At 43.2% G+C, this 20,646-nt stretch carries 18 protein-coding genes and 1 pseudogene; 17 read left to right on the top strand and 2 right to left on the bottom strand.

Going from position 1 to position 20,646, the window contains the following annotated elements; translation table 11 throughout:
* The 9 genes from RMY16_RS24980 to RMY16_RS24940 all read left to right on the top strand — a co-directional run.
* A partial coding sequence (locus tag RMY16_RS24980; protein ID WP_322738615.1) for a class I SAM-dependent methyltransferase occupies window positions 1-711 on the top strand: 711 nt, incomplete at its 5' end.
* A gap of 474 nt (window positions 712-1,185) precedes the next feature.
* Window positions 1,186-3,135: an RluA family pseudouridine synthase gene (locus RMY16_RS24975; RefSeq protein WP_322738614.1), complete on the top strand. Its 1,950-nt coding sequence runs from the start codon at window positions 1,186-1,188 to the stop codon at window positions 3,133-3,135.
* 593 nt (window positions 3,136-3,728) lie between these two features.
* Window positions 3,729-3,935 carry an RRXRR domain-containing protein gene (locus RMY16_RS24970; protein WP_322738613.1) on the top strand — a complete coding sequence of 69 codons (207 nt, stop codon included), beginning with the start codon at window positions 3,729-3,731 and terminating at the stop codon, window positions 3,933-3,935.
* Window positions 3,936-4,003: 68 nt separating this feature from the next.
* The gene (locus RMY16_RS24965) at window positions 4,004-4,678 is read left to right on the top strand and encodes a cysteine dioxygenase family protein (protein ID WP_322738612.1); all 675 of its coding nucleotides are present in this window, start codon (window positions 4,004-4,006) and stop codon (window positions 4,676-4,678) included.
* A complete protein-coding gene (locus tag RMY16_RS24960; protein ID WP_322666378.1) occupies window positions 4,662-5,423 on the top strand; it encodes a class II aldolase/adducin family protein in 762 nt (253 codons plus the stop codon). Before RMY16_RS24965 ends, RMY16_RS24960 begins: the two co-directional genes overlap by 17 nt.
* Window positions 5,424-5,693: 270 nt before the next feature.
* Entirely contained in the window at window positions 5,694-6,812 is a 1,119-nt protein-coding gene (locus tag RMY16_RS24955) for a sulfonate ABC transporter substrate-binding protein (protein ID WP_322738611.1), read from the top strand.
* A 101-nt stretch (window positions 6,813-6,913) separates the two neighbouring features.
* The gene (locus RMY16_RS24950; protein ID WP_322738610.1) at window positions 6,914-7,735 is read left to right on the top strand and encodes an NADPH-dependent oxidoreductase; all 822 of its coding nucleotides are present in this window, start codon (window positions 6,914-6,916) and stop codon (window positions 7,733-7,735) included.
* A gap of 18 nt (window positions 7,736-7,753) precedes the next feature.
* A complete protein-coding gene (locus RMY16_RS24945) occupies window positions 7,754-8,542 on the top strand; it encodes an SDR family oxidoreductase (protein ID WP_322738609.1) in 789 nt (262 codons plus the stop codon).
* 414 nt (window positions 8,543-8,956) lie between these two features.
* Window positions 8,957-10,303: an NAD(P)/FAD-dependent oxidoreductase gene (locus tag RMY16_RS24940; protein WP_322738608.1), complete on the top strand. Its 1,347-nt coding sequence runs from the start codon at window positions 8,957-8,959 to the stop codon at window positions 10,301-10,303.
* Between the two features lie 115 nt (window positions 10,304-10,418).
* Here the strand turns inward: RMY16_RS24940 and RMY16_RS24935 are convergent, their stop codons facing one another.
* Both RMY16_RS24935 and RMY16_RS24930 read right to left on the bottom strand, forming a co-directional pair.
* A complete protein-coding gene (locus tag RMY16_RS24935; RefSeq protein WP_322738607.1) occupies window positions 10,419-12,854 on the bottom strand; it encodes a single-stranded-DNA-specific exonuclease RecJ in 2,436 nt (811 codons plus the stop codon).
* Window positions 12,855-13,408: 554 nt separating this feature from the next.
* Window positions 13,409-14,183, bottom strand: a protein-coding gene (locus tag RMY16_RS24930; protein ID WP_322738606.1) for an IS5 family transposase whose coding sequence is annotated in 2 segments (ribosomal slippage) — window positions 13,409-13,978 and window positions 13,980-14,183 — 774 coding nt in all. Because the reading frame shifts where the segments join, the coding sequence is not laid out codon by codon here.
* A gap of 115 nt (window positions 14,184-14,298) precedes the next feature.
* Here RMY16_RS24930 and RMY16_RS24925 point away from each other — a divergent pair.
* The 8 genes and pseudogenes from RMY16_RS24925 to RMY16_RS24890 all read left to right on the top strand — a co-directional run.
* A pseudogene (locus RMY16_RS24925) lies at window positions 14,299-14,424 on the top strand (IS4 family transposase); the annotation flags it as partial.
* Window positions 14,425-14,893: 469 nt separating this feature from the next.
* Window positions 14,894-15,103: a hypothetical protein gene (locus RMY16_RS24920; protein WP_322738605.1), complete on the top strand. Its 210-nt coding sequence runs from the start codon at window positions 14,894-14,896 to the stop codon at window positions 15,101-15,103.
* 142 nt (window positions 15,104-15,245) lie between these two features.
* Entirely contained in the window at window positions 15,246-16,232 is a 987-nt protein-coding gene (locus RMY16_RS24915; protein WP_322738604.1) for an SGNH/GDSL hydrolase family protein, read from the top strand.
* A gap of 98 nt (window positions 16,233-16,330) precedes the next feature.
* Entirely contained in the window at window positions 16,331-16,687 is a 357-nt protein-coding gene (locus RMY16_RS24910; RefSeq protein ID WP_322738603.1) for a helix-turn-helix domain-containing protein, read from the top strand.
* Between the two features lie 369 nt (window positions 16,688-17,056).
* On the top strand, window positions 17,057-18,346 hold the full coding sequence (locus tag RMY16_RS24905) for an NAD(P)/FAD-dependent oxidoreductase (RefSeq protein ID WP_322738602.1): 1,290 nt from the start codon (window positions 17,057-17,059) through the stop codon (window positions 18,344-18,346).
* Window positions 18,347-18,540: 194 nt separating this feature from the next.
* Complete coding sequence (locus tag RMY16_RS24900) at window positions 18,541-19,005, top strand: hypothetical protein (protein ID WP_322738601.1); 465 nt, start codon at window positions 18,541-18,543, stop codon at window positions 19,003-19,005.
* A gap of 171 nt (window positions 19,006-19,176) precedes the next feature.
* Window positions 19,177-19,671 carry a hypothetical protein gene (locus RMY16_RS24895; protein WP_322738599.1) on the top strand — a complete coding sequence of 165 codons (495 nt, stop codon included), beginning with the start codon at window positions 19,177-19,179 and terminating at the stop codon, window positions 19,669-19,671.
* 203 nt (window positions 19,672-19,874) lie between these two features.
* Window positions 19,875-20,639, top strand: a complete 765-nt coding sequence (locus tag RMY16_RS24890) for a filamentous hemagglutinin N-terminal domain-containing protein (RefSeq protein WP_322738598.1) — start codon at window positions 19,875-19,877, stop codon at window positions 20,637-20,639.
* Window positions 20,640-20,646 lie beyond the last annotated feature (7 nt).

The raw sequence follows: 20,646 nt of genomic DNA, 5'->3' as shown, positions 1-20,646 counted from the left end.
AAAGAAGACCTGGCTTTTATTCATGATGTCGGTTTCCGTGACTTTGCTCTCAAGTCTGCTCCTGGCATATTAAAAATCCTAACTGAAAACAAAATAAATGATGGATTAGTGATTGATTTGGGTTGCGGTAGCGGGTTATGGGCGCAAGAACTTATCGAGGCTAACTATTATGTTTTGGGAGTCGATATTTCTGAGTCGATGATTAATATTGCCCGAACCAGAGTCCCAAACGCTGAGTTTCGCATCGCATCGTTATTTAAAACTGAGATTCCACCGTGCAATGCTGTGACATCGATTAGTGAATGTCTCAGCTATCTATTCGACGAAGATAGCGACCTTGTTCGGCTGTTCCACCGCATATATAATGCCTTAACTCCTGGCGGTGTATTCATTTTCGATATTTCACAGACGGGACAAGTTACACCAGGAACCGCAACCAAAGGTTTCACTGAAGGAGAAGATTGGGTGGTACTCGTTGAAAAATACGAGGATATAGAACAAAAAACTTTGACTCGTCGAATTATCACTTTCCGCAAAGTAGGTGAACACTATAGACGAGATGACGAAGTACACCACCAGCGATTATACGAGACAGCAACTATTACAAATCAACTCCAGCAGGTAGGCTTTGAGGTGCAAACCAGCCGTAGTTATGGTGAATATGAACTATCGCCGGGTCATACAGTCTTTATTGCAAGACGGTTGAGTTAAGCCCAAAAAATAATTAGCTTGATATAAACTCAGACAATTACAGACTCAAACACTGCCATCCCCGACTTATGTCTGTGTCAGTGCATTTGTACTATATATTTTCTGTTTGATTTCTAGCCAGTTGTGGTGAAGCGGTGACGTTTGTGCTGCATCCACCTTAAGGTGGTTCGGAGAGCGTGAACGTCAACAACTGGCCATTGGGTGGGATTTTGAGATGGGAATTGATCCCTTGTAGAATTTTCTCAATGTCCCTGTAACCCTGTTGATATATAAATTAAAACTGCAACAGAAAAACTTTGGATGCCAAATTGCCAAAAGCACTCAACACAATAGACATCTTGCAAAAGGAACTTTTGCTTTGCGGTGGGGAGAAGGGAAAATTCCATACCTTTACCCCTTACCCTTTACCCCACAATGCCAAAAAGTCTAATAGACTTCATATATTGATCAGCTAGATTTGCAATCATACTTTGTATGGTAGTTCTGCACGCACTTTCAGATTTCATCGACTGCGATTTTGCGATCGCCAACTCATCTTGTAGCTATTGGTACGAAGGGCGTTGTCCGCAAAGTGGCGATCGCCTAAAATTACCCCGCACTTCAATGTCCGAAGCGATCGCCCACGGACTAATGCAATATCTTGCCAAGAATGACTGTTATTCTCGTGAAGGGAAGATGTATGGAATCCTATTGGTTGAACTGCCTAATGGCGAACAACGGGTACTAAAAGCTTTTTCTGGTCTTTTGAATAGTCGCAATGTGGTTGAGGGCTGGGTGCCGCCAATTCCGGGACGAGATGAAGTTGCTTTCGAGGAAAACCGTACTTTGGCACAGTTGGAAGCGATTAAGCAAGAAATTATTACCTTGAAGCAACTAACCGAACGCCAGCAGTATAAAATCCTGTTTAATGACTTTGAGCAGCAGTTACAAGCAATGAGCGATCGCCATCGCTATTGCAAACATCAACGACAAGAAAAACGTCAGCAAATCTGCAATACACTCACTCCCGAAGCGCTTACTATTGCCCTTGAACAACTTGACGAAGAGAGTCGTCAGCAGGGAATTGAGCGACGACAGCTTAAACGCCAGCAAAATGCTGTATTACAGCCCCTACAACAGGTAATTGCAGCAACGGATGCACGAATCAGCGAACTGAAACAACGGCGCAAAGAACTTTCCCGTCAATTGCAAGCTCAAATGCACGCTAGCTATAGCCTGACTAATTTTTCCGGGCGATCGCAATCATTGCAAGAATTGATGCCAGGAGGTTCGCCCACTGGCACAGGAGACTGTTGTGCCCCAAAGCTGCTGCATTATGCGGCAACACATAATCTCAAACCCCTAGCAATGGCAGAATTTTGGTGGGGTGAATCTTCCGCAAATCAAGATAAAATTCCGGGAGAGTTTTATGGAGCCTGTGCCGAGCGATGTCAGCCATTGATGGGGTTTTTGCTCTCAGGCTTGAAACCTTCCCTCCCTGCTAGGGAAAAAAGAAGCCTCTCTTCTGATAGGCTACCGTGTATACACAAGTCCTTCTCACCCCCTCTAACTCCCCGATGCCTTGGGGGAGAACCGGGAACCGGATATTTCCCCCCTTTGCAAGGGCTACAGTGTACACACAAGTCTGAAATAGCTTACTTATCTGGGTTTTTGCGTCACTTTTACCCCACCCTAACCCTCCCCTTGCAAAGGGGAGGGAACCGGATCTTTAATCTCCCCCCTTTGCAAGGGGGGATTAAGGGGGGTAAATCCGGGGTTGGCGCTTCATTACCAAGATATGTGTACACAGAGGTAACTTTACCGATTATTTATGAAGATGAATGGCTGATTGCTGTCAACAAACCTGCTGGATTGCTTTCGGTACCCGGTCGTTATCGCGATCGCCAAGATAGTGTTTTGAGTCGCTTACGTCATTTGTTACCTGATGGTATGGCGCTTATATCTGTGCATCGCCTAGATCAGGAAACTTCCGGGATTTTGTTGTTAGCACGCGATCGCCAAACCCATCGGCAACTCAGCCAGCAGTTTCAGCAACGCCAGGTTCACAAGGTTTATGAAGCCATACTTTCCGGTGTTTTGACAGTTGAGCAAGGTGTGATTAAACTGCCATTATGGGGAGATACTGAAAATCGCCCCTATCAAAAAGTTGATTGGCAGCACGGTAAACCCAGCTTGACACACTTCCAGGTAATAGCGAGAGAAGGAGATTACACCCGCGTAGAATTTACGCCACTAACAGGACGCACTCATCAGTTAAGGGTTCATGCAGCTGATGCGCAAGGACTTGGGATAACTATTTTAGGCGATCGCCTTTATGGATGTTGTGCAGTTACTAGTCGGTTACATTTGCACGCCAGAGAACTTCGCTTCAAGCATCCGCAGTTAGAAAAAACCTTGCATTTACAATCAATTATGCCCTTCTGACGGATTATATTACACCATATTTCAAGTTGGTGAGGTACAGAAGCTAAGTCTGTTACCCGTTTTATATCAAGTCCGGGTAATTATTTATGATTCCCACAGTCATTGCACCCACCGCGCCAAAGCTACGCTTTGTCTCCCCTAACAGCTAGCCTATTGCTTTTTAAATTTGTATGTGATAATTTTCTGCTTGTAGTTAATTCAACGGTTATCCGACCGACTTATAGTACTTATAAAAATTAATATAACTGCTAAGAGGCTTCCTAATAAAAATATCCAAATACAAATGATTGTGGGACACCCCACAAAATTGGATGATTGATTTCTTGGAAATCCCTAAATGAAAGGTAAAGACGAGAGTGCTGGAGTTAACTTATAGACTCTCATTCTTATCTTCTTATAAAAGGAGCAGGGGGGCAGCACTTCTCTACAAGAGGCTCCACTTCGACTACGCTCAGTGACCACGCCAAAGGCTACGCTCTGTAACCGAGGAGAAGTTGCAGTAAGTTTTCCCTTATACACCTCCCCACCTCTGCCTCTTGTGTCCAGTCCCTAATTCCCAATCTGGCGATCGCAAATCTAAAATTCAAACTTGTATGACTAAAGTATTCATTCTCGATGCCAACAAACAACCGTTATATCCAGTACGCATCAGCCATGCTAGGCTGCTATTGTCACAAGGTAAAGCTAGTGTATTTCAGCGATATCCTTTTACTATCATTCTGAAGGAGTCCCTTTCTCATCTAAAACTTGAGCAACTTGGCTTCAAGATTCATCCTGGTATTAAAATAAATCGTAATTAAATTACGAATTACGAATTACGAATTACGAATTAGTTAATCTTAGTCGCCTCCTCAACAGAGGAATATAGATGACCAACCACACTATTTTAGAACCGTTACCAGAAGACCAATGGTTTATTGAGAGCCAGGAGCTACGATCCTTTGTCGCAACAGTGCGGGAAATTAGCGCTAGCACTGTTGACGATCGCACACAAACTCTCGCCAAACTAGAACCCCATTTTCAAGAACTGCTTGCTCAACAGGAATGGCTACCCCAAAAGTTTGCCCAAGCCAATCCCGAAAGCCGCATGGGTGGCGGTATAGGTCAGTGGCTGCTTTATCGCGCTAAAGACCGTTCACTGTCGGTATTCAGTTTGGTAATTCCCCCAGGTTCAACGACTCCCGTCCACGATCATTTAGCCTGGGGATTGATTGGTTTATACAAAGGTAATCAAGAAGAAACAGTCTATCGCCGTATAGATAACAGTGATGTAGAAGGGCACGCACAATTACAAGTAACTGAAGTGCGATTGCTTCAACCAGGGGATATCTACCGCCTCTTACCACCAGATGGTGATATCCACGCCGTCAAAACCACATCCCAGAGCGCATCTGTATCGATTCATACCTTGGGTAATGATACTGGTTGCGTCTTGCGTCACCAGTTCATCCCAGCATCTCACAGCGTCAAATCCTTTCGCTCTGGATATTCCAACGCTCCCTGTAAAGAAGAGGAGGAAAAAGCACATGGCCAATTATATTAGACCAAAACCCCCAGTTTTCGAGCGAGTTGAAGACGAACGCCTGCACCGCAAGCAACGTCTCGCCGCCGCCTTTCGCTTGTTTGGTAAGTTTGGCTTCAGTGAGGGAATCGCAGGCCATATTACGGCTCGCGATCCTGAGTTTACAGACCATTTCTGGGTCAATCCATTCGGGGCATACTTCGGTCATATCCGAGTTTCTGACCTGATTCTAGTTAACAAAGATGGTGAAGTGGTTAAAGGCGATGCTGATGTAAACCAAGCTGCTTTCGCCATCCATTCTCAGATTCATGAAGCTCGGCCTGATGTCATCGCAGCGGCTCACGCCCATTCACTTTATGGTAAAGCCTGGTCTAGTTTGGGGCGTCTCCTTGACCCCTTAACTCAAGATTCTTGTGCTTTTTACGAAGACCATGCCCTGTTTGACGATTTTACAGGTGTGGTTTTAGAAACTTCTGAAGGTCAGCGATTGGCGCAAGCCTTGGGGCCAAAGAAAGCCATAATCCTACGTAACCATAGCATTTTAACTGTGGGACATACAGTCGATGAAGCTGCCTTTTGGTACATTAGCTTAGAGCGATCGTGCCAAGGCCAACTGCTGGCAGAGGCTGCGGGTAGACCCACTACTATTAAACATGAAACAGCCCGTTTAACACAAACTCAAGTGGGGTCACATGTAAGTGGCTGGTTCAGTTTCCAGCCGCTTTACGATCGGATTGTGCGCGAAGAACCTGATTTGCTCAATTAGTGCTGTGTTTTTTGGCACTGGGATATTAACAATTCAAAATTCAAAATTCAAAATTCAAAATTATTCGCGCCGCATCTCGTAGAGAAGAGAGTTACATAAGGAGATTTAAACCCCGACTGTAGCTTACTTAAGAGCAGGGTAACTGAACTGAGCGGAGTCGGAACTACTCCGCCTCCCAGTTATTTATTGTCAATTGAACCTAAATTTATTTATATACCCCGGTAAACCTATAAGTTTATAGTATTCATATAGCTCAGAGAAATCATTTTGATGATTAACCAAATCTTTCGCCGCTTAATTCCCAAGTGGATATCGTTGATAAAATTCAGGAATATCCCGTTTAACAACCAACATAAATTATTCTTTTCTTCTCCTTTGCCAACAGTGGGGGCTTTTGTTACAGGTCTTTCTCTAAGCCTGCTATTTGCTGCTTGTTCATCGACACCGACTGTTAATGCCCCTAATCCCAATGGCACATCTCAGGGTAATTCTGCTTCTAGTAAAGCAACAGTAGTCAGATTTGGTTATCAAAAATCGACCATTTTGCTGAGAACTAAGGGTGTTTTAGAAAAGCGTTTGGCACCAGAAGGAATAACTGTAAAGTGGACTGAATTTCAAGCGGGGCCACAATTACTAGAAGCGATGAATGTAGGTAGTATTGACATTGGCCCTGTGGGAGAATCACCGCCAATCTTTGCCCAAGCAGCGGGAGCATCACTAACTTATGTTGTTGGTACTGCTGCTAGTCCGGCTGGTTCAGCAATTCTTGTTCCTCAAAATTCGCAAATTCAAAAAGTTACTGACTTGAAGGGCAAAAGAGTTGCCTTTCAAAAAGGTTCTAGTGCCCATTTATTGTTAGTCCTAGCTTTAGAAAAAGCCGGATTAAAATATACAGATATTGAACCTAAATATTTGGCTCCGGCTGATGCTCGTGCTGCGTTTGTGAAAGGGAGTGTGGATGCTTGGGTAATTTGGGACCCTTTCTATGCAGCGGCTGAAGAGGCAACTAAAGCCAGAGTCCTGATTGATGGCACAGGAATTAATAAACAGGGAGGATATTATTTGATGAGTCGCAAATTTGTCACTGAAAATACCCAAACTGTCAAGGCAATAGTGGAGGAAATTAAAAATCTCGAAGAATGGTCTAAACAGAATCGAGAAGAAGTAGCAAAAACTCTCGCACCTGTGTTAGGAATTGATTTAGAAACGATGAAAAAAGCAACTAACAGGCGGACTTTTGGGATTGTACCAATTGACGACAATTTGATAAATCTACAACAAGGTGTTGCAGATACATATTACAAATTGAAGTTAATTCCCAAAGAGATAAATGTGAAGGATGCAATGTTGACAAAAGAAGAATATGCTGCTTTCTCACCAAAAACTTAAACTAGTACAATGAATCGGCTGTAGGGGCATAGAGATGTATGCACCTACAGATGAAATTGGTATTAGTAGCAAATTTGAAAATGTAAATCTTGGAATTGATTATGACTAATCCTACAGAATTACTGCGATCGCGCTACGGTGAAATTCCCTTCAACCCCGAAATTGCATGGAATGATTCGCTAACAGCACTACTATCTCACCGTTCAATTCGGTCTTATCTAGCCGATCCTTTACCATCGGGAACTCTGGAATTGCTAATTGCAGCTGCCCAATCTGCATCTACTTCCTCGAATTTACAAACCTGGAGTGTGGTAGCAGTCGAAGATCGACAACGCAAAGAGGAGTTATCCAAGCTAGCGGGAAACCAAGCACATATTAAGCAGGTTCCTTTATTCTTGGTTTGGTTAGCAGATTTGGCGCGTCTAAGTCACGTTGCTGACAGTCGCGGCATATCTCACGATGCGCTGGAATATTTGGAAATGTTTGTGATGGCAACAATTGATGCAACGTTGGCGGCACAAAATGCCGCAGTTGCAGCTGAGTCACTTGGTTTAGGAACAGTATATATCGGTGGAATCAGGAACCACCCACAAGAGGTAGCACAGATATTGAATTTGCCCTCCTCTGTGTATGCTGTATTTGGATTATGTGTGGGTTATCCGAATCCAGAAGTAGAAGCGGCGATTAAGCCACGCTTACCGCAGTCAGCTGTGCTGCATCGTGAAACCTATAAATTGGCAGAGCAAGAAGAAGCGATCGCTCACTACAACGACATCATCAAAGAATTCTATACTGAACAAAAGATGAATATTGCTGGTGATTGGTCAGAACACTCAGCCCAACGCATTGCCACTGTAGAATCATTGAGAGGACGCGATCGCTTGCGTGAAGCTCTCAATAACCTTGGCTTTAAATTGTTGTAAACAAGAAGAATCACGATTATGGATTTGCAACTCCGTGGCAAAGTCGCCTTAGTAACAGCTGCTAGTAAAGGTTTGGGCAAAGCTACAGCGAGGCAATTTGCCCGTGAGGGTGCAAAAGTTGCCATCTGCGCCCGCAGTGAGTTAATTGACAAAACTGCTGCCCAGATTGCAAGCGAAACAGGTACAGAAGTGCTATCTCTGCGTGCGGACGTTACCAGTCAAGAAGATATTGAACGGGTAATTAACGCCACAGTGGAAAAATTCGGCGGGTTGGATATCCTTGTTACCAACGCCGGAGGCCCACCTGCTGGCACTTTTGACGATATTGATTTGGCAACTTGGGAAACTTCGATCGACTTGACTTTGCTGAGTGCGGTACGTCTGGTAAAGTACGCTTTACCTCACTTACGCCAATCTACTGCACCAGCAATTCTGACCATCACCTCAACCTCAACTAAACAACCAGTCCAAAATCTGGTTTTATCTAATTCCATTCGATTAGCAGTGATTGGTTTAACGAAAACTCTCAGCCAAGAACTGGGTAGCGATAAAATTCGCGTCAACAGTATTCTACCAGGCTGGACATATACAGAACGGGTAGAAGAATTAATCGATGCCCGCATTGCTAAAAGTGGTGAAACGAAAGAAGCAGAAATTGCTAGAATCAATGGGACAGTGCCTTTGGGTCGTATGGGGACACCAGAAGAGTTTGCCAATGTTGCGGTATTTCTGAGTTCACCAGCAGCCTCATTTGTGAACGGAGTCATGCTGCAAGTAGATGGCGGAATTATTCAAAGCACATTTTGAGCAGATCGATCAACCCCACCCCCGCCAAAGCTATGCTTTGTCTCCCCTCCCCGCTTGCTATGGTGTACACACAAGTCGAATTACCCCCCTCAATCCCCCGATGCATTGGGGGGAAGCCGGAAATCTAATTCCCTCCCCTTTGCAAGGGGAGGGTTAGGGTGGGGTAAAAACCAGATTCGTAAACGACTCCAGACTTGTGTGTACACCGTAGCCCCCGCAAGCGGGGAGGGGTTGGGGGTGGGGTGCGATGACTGTGGGAATCATAACTAAATTAGCCGGACTTGATATAAAAACTAACTTTGACTACTTTCATCATTTCTTCAATTGTTCTAAATAGACAGCAACCATCATCATAAAGCTGTTACATCTTTGTTAAGAATAGTTACAACTTCTTAACACAAGGAAATATTTCTTATGGAAGTCTCACTTGAAAAGAATGCACCACATCGGGTTGTTATCGTTGGTGGCGGCTTTGGTGGACTGTATACAGCAAAAGCTTTGAAGAAAGCAAATGTAAATGTTACTCTCATTGATAAACGTAACTTTCACCTATTTCAGCCGCTTTTATATCAAGTTGCCACAGGTACGCTATCACCTGCTGATATTTCTGCACCATTGCGATCTGTATTCAGCAAAAGCAAGAATACAAAAGTGCTGTTGGGAGAGGTAAATGATATCGATCCAAAAGCGCAACAAGTTATTCTGGGCGATGAAGTAGTACCTTATGACACATTGATTGTCGCTACAGGTGTTAACCATTCCTATTTTGGTAAAGATAACTGGAAAGAATTTGCTCCTGGCTTGAAAACTGTTGAAGATGCCATAGAAATGCGTCGCCAGATATTTTCGGCATTTGAAGCGGCAGAAAAAGAAACCGATCCAGAAAAACGCCGTGCTTTGTTAACTTTTGTGATTGTCGGGGGTGGGCCTACCGGTGTAGAATTATCCGGCGCGATCGCAGAATTAGCATACCAAACTCTCACAGAAGATTTCCGCAGCATCAATACCTCAGAAGCGAGAATTTTACTATTGCAAGGTGGCGATCGCATCCTCCCACACATTTCACCAGAATTATCGAAAGTAGCAGCAGAATCTTTGCAAAAGTTGGGTGTGGCTGTCTATACCAACACCAGGGTGACAAATATTGAAGGTAACATCGTTACTTTCAAGCAAGGCGATGAATTGACAGAAATTACCTCAAAAACTATCTTGTGGGCAGCAGGTGTTCAAGGTTCGCCTATGGGGAAAGCCCTAGCCAAAAGTACAGGTGTAGAGTGCGATCGCTCTGGACGTGTGATTGTAGAACCGGACTTGTCTATCAAGGGTTATAACAACATTTTTGTAGTGGGAGATTTAGGCAACTTTTCCCATCAAAATGGTAAACCCTTACCTGGTGTTGCACCTGTAGCCAAACAACAAGGAGAGTATGTAGCTAAACTCATTAAACGTAGGCTTAAAGGTGAAAATTTGCCACAATTTCGTTACAATGACGTGGGTACTTTAGCGATGATTGGGCAAAATCTAGCTGTTGTAGATTTAGGCTTAGTCAAACTCAAAGGTTTCATTGCTTGGCTCTTTTGGCTAGTAGTTCACATCTACTTCTTAATCGAGTTTGACACTAAAGTAGTAGTAGCAATTCAGTGGGGATGGAATTATATCACTCGTAATCGTCGCTCTAGATTGATTACAGGCCGAGATGGTTTTGTAGAAGGAAAAACTGTTAACAATAGGGTGCAACAGCCTTCTGGGACACCTCTGTAACTTCAGGTATCGCAACCGAGAGTACTCATATCATGTTCTGGTAAAGACTTATCATTTAGACCGCAGGGGAGCAGGGGGAAAGAGGCTGTGTAGCAAACGCTGTGAACCCTTTAAATTATTTACTGTCGTAGCTGGCGATCGCCACAATCGTAGATAAAGGCACTTTTGCAAAATACTGTTGCTGAAATTGTTCTTCTCGAACAGCAGCTAAAAATCGTGCAACTGCTTCGTCAGCAAGGTTTTCGGCACTATCGTTTGGATTCCAGGTAAATTGTAAAGAACGGTCTTGTCGTTGAACTGTGAACCCTAAGTATTTTAAAGCTTTGATTCCGACAAGTAAGGTTTGGTCGCTAATGCCGATTTTCTCTAAAAGTTGTCCGCGGGTAACTAGTTGATTTGTGCGACTGAGATATTTGGCAATTCCGACAAGAGTCAGCCAAATTTGATTAGGTGGTTGATGGTTAGGTTTAGACCAAGCGATCGCTAATTGTTGCTGATTCTCAAGCCCAGATGTAGAGCGGCTGATCGCCAAACATCGCCGCAACCACATACGTAAATCATCCCAATTCGTGGGACAATCTTCAATAATTAGTCCTGAATGTTGAGTTGCTGAGTGTTCCTGATTCCGTAAGTCTAGGATGAAGGGTGTTAGCGATAGCGGAGCGTTGAGTGCTGAGTTAGCAGAAGAACGCACGGCAATCAATCTGATTTCATAACGTTTTTTGAAGGTGTTGTAGTCTAGTTCTGCTATGCAATCACACCTTCCTATGGGCAATTCATCTTTGTAGTGTCCCCACCATAAGCCAGGAAAAGCACTTCTGCTAGAATCATCCCGAATATCAAACTCAGCTTTAATGTACTGTACCTTTTTCCCTTGCCAATCCTGCTGATTGCGATGCCAAGAATTTTCAAACCAGCAGTTTTGAATTAGCAATTTCGGAACAGGATTACCCATTCCACAAGGTTCTAACAGTTTCAGTTCCAAAAATAACTCTTTTCCCAAGTCTGCTACCGTTACTGTCAAGTCTGCTTGCACGTTTGGCGTTAGAGTTGTACTACCTAAAGATTGCCGCAACTGCTGATTAATCGCCGCTGTAAATAAAGGAATATTCTCCACCAACAAACTCAAACCCGCTGCAAAGGGATGTCCCCCAAAGCGATGTAACAAATGTGCTTGCTCTTTCACCAATTGGTATAAATCGACAGAATTCACCGAACGAGCGGAACCACGGGCTAATGCGAGTGCTGAGTTTTGAGTGCTGAGTTCTGAGTTAGAAGATAAAGAAGTAATTTCTACCCCTGCTCCCTGCTCCCTGCTCCCCTGCTCCCCTGCTTCCCCTGCTCCTTCCGTACTCAACAAAATCGTCGGGCGTCCAGTTTCTTGTGCTACCTGTCCTGCAACTAAGCCCAATACACCCGCAGGCCATTGGGCATCTTCTAAGACAATGACGCTGGTGGTTGATAAATCTAGTTGAGTAAGTTTTTGCGCTACTTGTGCCTGCACATCTTTTTGTAAAGATTTGCGGCGGGCGTTGGCGAGTTCTGTAACTTCGGCGAGTTCGTTACAACGTTTGACATCCCGACTAGTTAATAATTCCACGCAGAAACTGGCATCACCTTGAATGCGACTAACGGCGTTAATTCTCGGCCCCAAACCAAAAGAAATATCTGTGGGGCGATCGCCACTTTTCTGGCACAATTCTAATAATCGCCCTACCCCTGGCCGCCGCCGTGCTGCTGCTGGCTGCTTAAAATCTTCTTGCAGTCGTTGAATTCCCATCTGTGCCAAGTAGCGGCAATCTCCACTTAATTGCACTAAGTCGGCAATTAATCCAACTGCAACTAAATCTAATAATTCTTCTAACGGATATTTAGCAACATTGGGCAGACTTTGATATAGCGCTTCCACCAACTTATAAGCTACCGCCACCCCAGAAAGATTAAATAACTGATGTTCTTTTGGAAAATAGCGGGGATTGATAATCGCTGCAACAGGTGGGCGTTCGGCTGGTAAAGTGTGATGGTCTGTAACTATTACATCTATACCTAGCTGTTTAGCATAGATAATTTCTTCAACATTTGTGCTACCTGTATCGCAAGTAACTATTAATTTGCAACCTTGTTTTGCTAAGTTATCAATTCCTTGATTATTAAGTCCGTGGGATTCTTTCAGACGATTGGGAATGTAGTAAACTAACTGAGTATTTTGAGCAAAAAACTGCCCCAATCCATCCCAAAGTACCGATGTAGAGGTAATCCCATCGGCATCGAAATCTCCCCAAATGGCGATTTTTTCTTTAGTATTATATGCTTGTTGCAACCGTGCGATCGCCAGATGCATTTCTTGCCCAAACTCAAAGGAACTTGCTGGTTGATAAGCTTTATAGTTGATAAAGGCTGTTAATTGTTGACGATCTTTAATACCCCGTTGCCACAACAACTGCGCTGCATACAGTCCACTTGAGGCAGGTGTATACTGTTTCACTGCTTGGATAAACCACTCTGGTGGTTGTTCAGTTGCTGTTATAGTCCACTGCTGTTGTTCTGGCATACAAACAAAGTTAGGATTTAGAAGTTAAAACTCTTAAAATACGATGATAATTTGTAAACTTGTGAGTTGACTTTTAGAAGAGCGAAGAAAGCTTCTAGTAATTGCTCAGATCATCTAGTCATCCAACTTAAGTTCAAGTACAAGAGTATCATCGAAAACGTCAAAGACTGAAGTCAATCAAGCATAATTTACTATAATTGTTTAACTTTGCTTGCGCTTACAGTGATACAGCTTATTTTTACTTGTTTATTGTATAAATTTAAATTTAGTTAAGTAAAATTTCATAATTTTGCTGTATATAAATAGCCGATGTCTTTAGTATAATCTTTATATCATTTTTATCTGTAATTTGTGAGCTAAATCACACTAGTAACCTAAGCACCGAAATAAAATCTATTTGTGCATAAAATATTAGACCTGCCTTAAAAATAGAGGTTGAAACAACGCAAAATCATTCCCAGATTATTTTCATTGTTCCTTGTGAGCGCAGCTCATGGAGTCTCTTGCAAAAAAGTTTTGTGGTAGAGTAGTTGGTTAAACACATTTTCTAAAACTTAACTTGCATTTAGAAGCTCATAGTTATAAATTCCAGCAATTAAGTGACAGCGCAACACAAAACGTCGTCTGCGATTACGGTAGCGTTGACTGAAAATCCGAAATACCTGAAATCGTCGGTTGACGTGTTCAACAACAACTCGACGACTAGCTAAATCACGGTTAAACCGCTTATCTTCCTTCGTTAACTTACCTCCTCTTGGTTTCTTTCTTGGTAAATGGCTATTGGCATGAAATTTAGCAATTCCTTGGTAGCCACTATCTTCTAGACTCTGTGTATCGGGATGAAAACGTACTTTGCTGTTAATAAACAGTTTGAAGTCATGTCTACGACCTGAATCATTGACGATACAACGTACTTGTAAAGTCTCAAGGTCAATTACAAATTGAGATTTGAGAGTATGCTGTCTTTTTTTGCCACTATAGAAACGCTTCTGACCGGATTTAGGACGTTCAATTGGACTCTCCGTTACATCCATCACAACCGTTTTTGGTTTCTGTGATGGGTTCAACAAGGACTTTTTTCCTTCTAAACGGAATCTCCCCAAACTCACTAACACACTTTCTTTTGCGTTGTACTGTACGGCAAACAGTTGATTCCGATACTTGCCAATCTTGGGCTATATGGAAGTAAGTTCGATATTCTCGCCAATACTGTAAGCAAATTAAAACCTGGTCTTCCAAATCTAGTTTATTTGGACAACCTCGTCTTCCTTTAGGACTGACACTATCTTGCATAATTTTCACCATCTCATCAAACGTGCGTCTTTGCACTCCAACTAGACGTTTGAACCCGCGGTTAGATAACTTTTATTGTTTGCTTGTACTGCATTGCACCATTGACTCAAGCGACAAAACCCTCTACCTTACCATAAAATAATTTTGCAAGAGGTCTATTTATCAAAAATTAAATGAATTAGTACAGAATAAAGTTCAAAGAAAGTTACACAATAAATATGCAATTTGTCCAATTGATTCAACAATTATCACTCTCACCAGTAAGTTGTTATGGATACATTTGTACAGCCAACGCTCGCCTCAATTCTCTTTTATCTGGGTTCCCTTAGATAAAATCTATTAATTCTTTCATATAGGGAGTTGTGTATTTTATCTATATTAACTAGATCCAGCTTATCGTTATGTGTAATTTTTCACAACTCATTTAGAATTGCTATAGCTGGGGGTAAATATATGCAGCTTCACAAAGAAATGATATGAGTAAGTTGTACTTTGGTTTAAATGTGGATTCCAAATTTAGTTGGAGGCAACCTTCCATTTTGAGATGGACTGATTTATCAATCATTCTATTGAGCAAAAGTTTCAACTTTTAGGGGACGACAATGTTAGAGTGAATTGCATATATTTAATTCAGGCAAACATTGATTGCAACTTAGTTACAATCAATGTTTGCTATACACAAAGAAAGAAGAAAGAGGGCTGTATACTCAACGCTAGTGCTGAACATACAACCGTCGGAGGTATCAGTGAGCTTTGATCGTGACCGCAGTTCGTTATTTGTGCGACCTTCAACACAAGATCACACAAAAGGTGTGCTGAATGCCACCATGGTGCTGGTGATGTATGGGGACTATCAATGTTCTCAAAGTGGGGACGTTTACAGGCTGATTAAAGTCATTGAGCGGCAGCTTGATACTTGGTATTTCTTTGAGGAAAAATTATTTGTGCAAATATGATTCCTATAGTTAAGTATAATGACGGGAATTAATTCATTAAATATTACTGGTTTTTAAAGTAACTGAAGAACAGATAAGTTGTCAGATTATCGCCCTCTGATTACTTTTAAATAAATTAAAAAATACCATAAGTAAAACAAATATGAAAAAACAAGTGATTGCAACAGGGTTTGTTCTTTTTTCTTTCATGTTGCCAACCAAGGTCTGTGCTGCAAGTTTTGATCGGCTTTACGTATTTGGCGATAGTCTTTCGGATATGGGGAATATATACAATGCTACGGGTAAAACATACCCTGTAAGCCCACCTAACTTTGAAGGACGTTTTTCCGATGGGCCACTCTGGATCGATTATGTCGGAAATCAGTTAAGGTTAAAGCCCACTTTATTGACTGATATCGATTTCGCTACTATTCCTCCTACACCAATTCCTACCCAAGGAATAAACTTCGCTTTCGGTGGTTCTAGCTCTGGTTTAGGTAACGCTGTCGTTTCCAATCCAAATTTCCCGGGAGTACTCAAACAAGTCCTTGGTTTTGCTGCAACTGTGCAAGCAAATAATCAAACTGCTGATCCAGATGCACTTTATACATTGTGGGGAGGTGCGAATAATTTCTTTTTTCTCAATTCCGAAGACTCTAGCACGCCAATCAGTAATATATCCCTGGCGTTGAATACTTTAGTAGGAGTCGGCGCAAAAAATATTTTGGTATTTAACTTGCCAGACTTGGGACAGCTGCCAGCAGCTAAAATCAACAATCGTAACCCTACAACTCTTAGCAAATCGACTAATGAGTTTAACTTGGGTTTAGCAGAAACTGTGAGCGCTTTGAGTCAAAACCAAAATCTCAACATCATCTCTATTGATACTTATTCTTTATTTAATCAGGCAAATACATTGGGTTTTACGAATGTAACAGAGTCTTGTCTATCTAGACCAGATATATGTAACCCAGGGAACAACAAGTTTCTCATCTGGGACGGGTTTCATCCAACGACTTCTGGTCATAAAGTGATAGCAGATGCTATACTGGCAGCAATTGAAGCTAAGTCTGTTCCTGAACCTTCGATCAACTTAGGGATTTTAGCCCTTGGTGCTTTTAGTGCGATAGGAGTGCTGAAGCGTCAATAAAAAAGAAAAAAGGTCGGTACTGACGGCTAGGAGCCGGGTTCTTAGCGCACAAAGGTAAGCACAAAGCAAGAACCATAACCCGTGCAAACATTCTTCTGATGGCAACTGATAGAGAAACGGATCAAGCGATGCCTACGGCGGGCTTCGCCTACGCTGGCACAGTTAGAGCGCATGTTGCGACAGTACAACGAATACGAGAAAAATTTGTCATTGGGGGGTTAGATTTTGCTTTAGAGGATGAAGTTCACCCACCAAAGCCTAAAAAATTAGATGAAAAACAAGAAGCATTTTTAATTGCCACTGCTTGTTATAATCCACCAGTTGGAAGAGTACGTTGGACAATGCAATTATTAGCGGATAATTTAGTGAATGTTGGTATTATAGATTCAATTTCGGACGAAACAGTGCGTCAAACTTTAAAAAAAATGAAATCAAGCAGAAACATTAACTTCTGAGATTGCCGCTTGGGAGAAACAACGTAATCAACAAAAAGCCAGTGTCTATTGGGGTTTTCAAACTAAAGATGCTCGTAGAAAAATGCAGCGTTTATATCCGACTTTAACATAGCAAAGTTGCTCTGGTAGACTACTAGTTATTGCGATCGCCCTGGAAAGCATTTTTGTTCATAAAGTCTGGTTATTAATGCAGTCTACCTCAGATTTGGAGTTGGCCAGATCGTTATTCAAGTACTCGATCATTTACATGATGTTGCTATCGGTGGCGATCGTAGTTGATTGCTTACCCATCTTTAATTGACCAAAGAGAGCGACATTGTTAAGCCGTTGGTTAAATTGCTTACTGCTGTTTATTAACCACTTCCTAAAATGAATTCTTCTCGCCCCACAGTGATTATCAAAGCAGGCTTTGCAGGTCTTTTTACAGCCTTGCATCTGCGTCATCAGCAAGACTTGCGGTCGATCATTTTGATTGATCCACAAGAACGGTTTGTCTTCAAGCCAATGTTGTATGAACTATTGACAGGTGAATTGTCAGAAGATGCTGTTTGTCCGACTTATAAAGAGTTGCTGCAAGGCAGTGATATCAACTTTGTACAGGATAAAGTAGTGGCGATCAACTTGCAAAAAAAACGTCTTAAGTTAGCTTCTGGCTCAGATTATATATATGATCATCTGGTCTTAGCTGTTGGCAGTATTCAGGGTTATTTAGGAACAGAGGGCGCACAAAAAAACGCATTCGCATTTCGGACACAAGAGAATGCGATCGCTCTAAAACGCCAGTTACGAGAATGCTTGCAACGTGCTAGCCAAACGGATGACGAAACACAACGGCGATCGCTCCTCACGTTTGCTGTCGTTGGGGCAGGCCCGACAGGGGTAGAAATGGCAGCAACCCTGGCAGATTTGTTACCCGACTGGTACGCCCAACTCGGCGGCGATATTCGTCAGATTCGCATTGTCTTAATCAATCATGGCAAGACGATTCTCGCAGGCGATGTCAACGCGGGTTTGCAGGAAGAGGCTCTCCAAGCTTTCAAAACTCGAACAGTACCTGTTGAATTGATACTAGGCGTAGGAGTGAAAGCGGTTGCTCAAGACCACCTGGAGTATCAACCTGCCAACAGCACTGAGATAAAAACGCTGTTGACTCAAACCACCATCTGGACAGCTGGGACTGCCGTAAACCCACTCATCCAAAATCTCAAGTCCCAAATTCCCACAGATCACCTGGATAAACATGGGCTACCGCTTGTCACCTCAGCTCTGCAACTGCTGGATTTTCCAAAAGTGTTTGCCGCAGGCGATTGCGCCAACGTGCAGGCACAACCCTTACCGGCTCTAGCCCAGGTAGCATATCAGCAAGGTGCGAGCATTGCTCACAATTTGATTGCCTTTGCTAAAGGAGCATCCCCTAGCCCAGCCCATGTGAGTCTTCGGGGTCAGCTAATGAAATTGGGTTTAGGAAATGGGGTAGCAAACTTGTTTGACAAAGTGCAGATAACTGGCAAACCTGGCGATCTAATTCGCAGTGCAGTGTATTTGGAAATGCTGCCCACCCCACTGCATGACTTTAAGGCAACCACAGAATGGCTGAGGGAAGAAACTTTCTATCGCTATCACAGACCCAAGATGAAGTCAGAAACCACCGCAAAATAGCCTTTCTCTTCGGTTGAACAACGAGAACCATCGCTTATCTAGCTGTATATGCCACTGGATTAGAGTGGACAACCTCCTCACCGCCGCCAAGCGAAAACTTTGAAGAGATTCCCATCATCATCTCAGAAACCTCTGGTTATAGGGAATCTGGCAGATTGACAGTTGATCAATCATCTATTTAAAGAGAACCACTGATGAAGACACGAACAACAAAACGATTGATTGGTGGAATTTTAACGATTGGCATGATTGGACTGCTACGCTTGCAGCCTCTCTTCGCGCTTCCAGTCAGCCAAGCTCAACCTAATCCCTCTCAAGACTATGTACTTTCCTACCGGGGCAGTTGGACGGGAACCTTCCGTACTGTCGGTTCTCAGGGGCAGATACTCGTATTTATCGATCCTGCCGGCAAACTGTACGGAAGTTTGAAGTCTAATGATGGTGAGAACTTTGCTCAAATTAGCGGTTACCATCGCGGAAGTAAGTTTCATCTGGTTTTCACCTCTCCACCCAGCAGCCTTAACCAGTTTGGCACCGCTAGTCCTTACACCGTTGATGCAACCGCAAAGTGGGAGCAAGGGGTGAGTCGATTTGTCATCTCAGCCCCAACTAGAACGGGTCACTCACAATTATATACATTTGAAAAATCATATCGATAAAACAATACATCGAACGGAGTTGCGATCGGCTCTGGCGGGACTTAAGCCCATCGCCTCCCTTTTCACTAAAAGTGAATTTAAGTTCCTGCTTAACGTCAAAATCTTGAGTGATTATAAGCTATATCGTTCTGCATACTGCAATCAGTTGATGTCAAAAATATCCAGGGCGCAATGAAGAATATTACAACTCTGCCGCATATTCCTGGGCGCGACTTTGCCGGAGTCGTTGTTGCAGGCGCTCAAGATTGGATTAGCAGAGAAGTTTGGTGGACAGGCGGCGATTTGGGGTTCACGCGGGATGGGACTCATGCTGAATTTCTGTTGTTGCCGATCGCTGCGGTTCGACCAAAACCGAGAATCTTGAGTATGGAGGAAGCTGCCTCGGTTGGGGTAACTTATGTGACCGCTTGGCTGTGTGTTATGGAAGCTGCCCAAGCACAAGCGGGCGAAACTTTGCTTGTCATTGGTGCAACAGGAGGGGGAGGCAGTGCAGTGACACAGATTGCCAAGTGGAAAGGATTGCGGGTACTGGGAACAGTACGATGGGATAGCGATCGCAACTCAGTGCAGCAATCGGGAGTCGATGTTGTGATTAATTCCGAAACTGAGGTGTCTTCTAAAAAATATTATTTAGATTGTTGTATTAAATATTCATTGCATACGTAAGATTTGATTAGCGATCGCTCTCCAGGTGGGGTCATCTCACAAAATCGCATTGCTCCCCTCCACAGTATAAGCTTGCCATTACGGCAAACTTTTCCTTTAAGTCACACGAAAGCCTGAATTTTCGTTAAATTTTTTCCAATTTATGGTTAAAAATTTTTCTCACATTATGATTCAAAGGACAATAACGGCATGAGGGTAGCAAGATGAACCGATCGCACTTAAAAGCCTGGGTTTTGACTGTCAGTATCGTGAGTGCATTGCTCTGTGCTCAGTCGAGCGCGGCTCAGGTGATTCCCGATGCGACGCTACCTGTGGGAGAGCGATCGCAAGTTTCTGGCAACCCCAACGTTCAAATTGATGGTGGGGCAAGGCGAGGCGGCAATCTGTTCCATAGCTTTAGCCAGTTTTCGATTCCTATGGACGGGTCTGCCTACTTCAATAATGCGGTTGATGTACAGAATATTTTCAGTCGCGTTACGGGTGGGTCAATCTCGAACATTGATGGCTTAATTCGGGCAAACGGGACGGCAAATCTGTTTCTGCTGAACCCCAATGGCATTTTGTTTAGTCCGAACGCGTTACTCAATATTGGCGGTTCGTTTGTGGCGACGACTGCGACTGCGATCGGCTTTCCCAATGGTGAAGTGTTCAGCAGCGATGGGACGCAACCATTACCCAGTCAATTGCTGAGGATTAATCCCAATGTATTGTTTTTCAATCAACTGGTAGCGCAGTCGATTATTAACCAATCAACTGCAAACAACGGAACAGGATTACAGGTGCCAGCGGGACAGAGTCTATTGCTCTTGGGATGGCGATGGTGTTTTAGGTGGCACTGCGGTGCAACCAACGGGTGTCGGGAACGCTGGCGATTTCAACATCACAACAGGATCACTTTTAATCACAAATGGTGCTCGACTGGGTTCAGTCACCAGAGGACAGGGAAATACTGGCAGTATAAATATTAATGCCCGT

The organism is Nostoc sp. DedQUE12b, from assembly GCF_034530835.1.
Lineage (GTDB): Bacteria > Cyanobacteriota > Cyanobacteriia > Cyanobacteriales > Nostocaceae > Nostoc.
The sequence above is the reverse complement of the archived record's forward strand: the minus strand, read 5'-3'. Positions and strand labels throughout refer to the sequence as shown.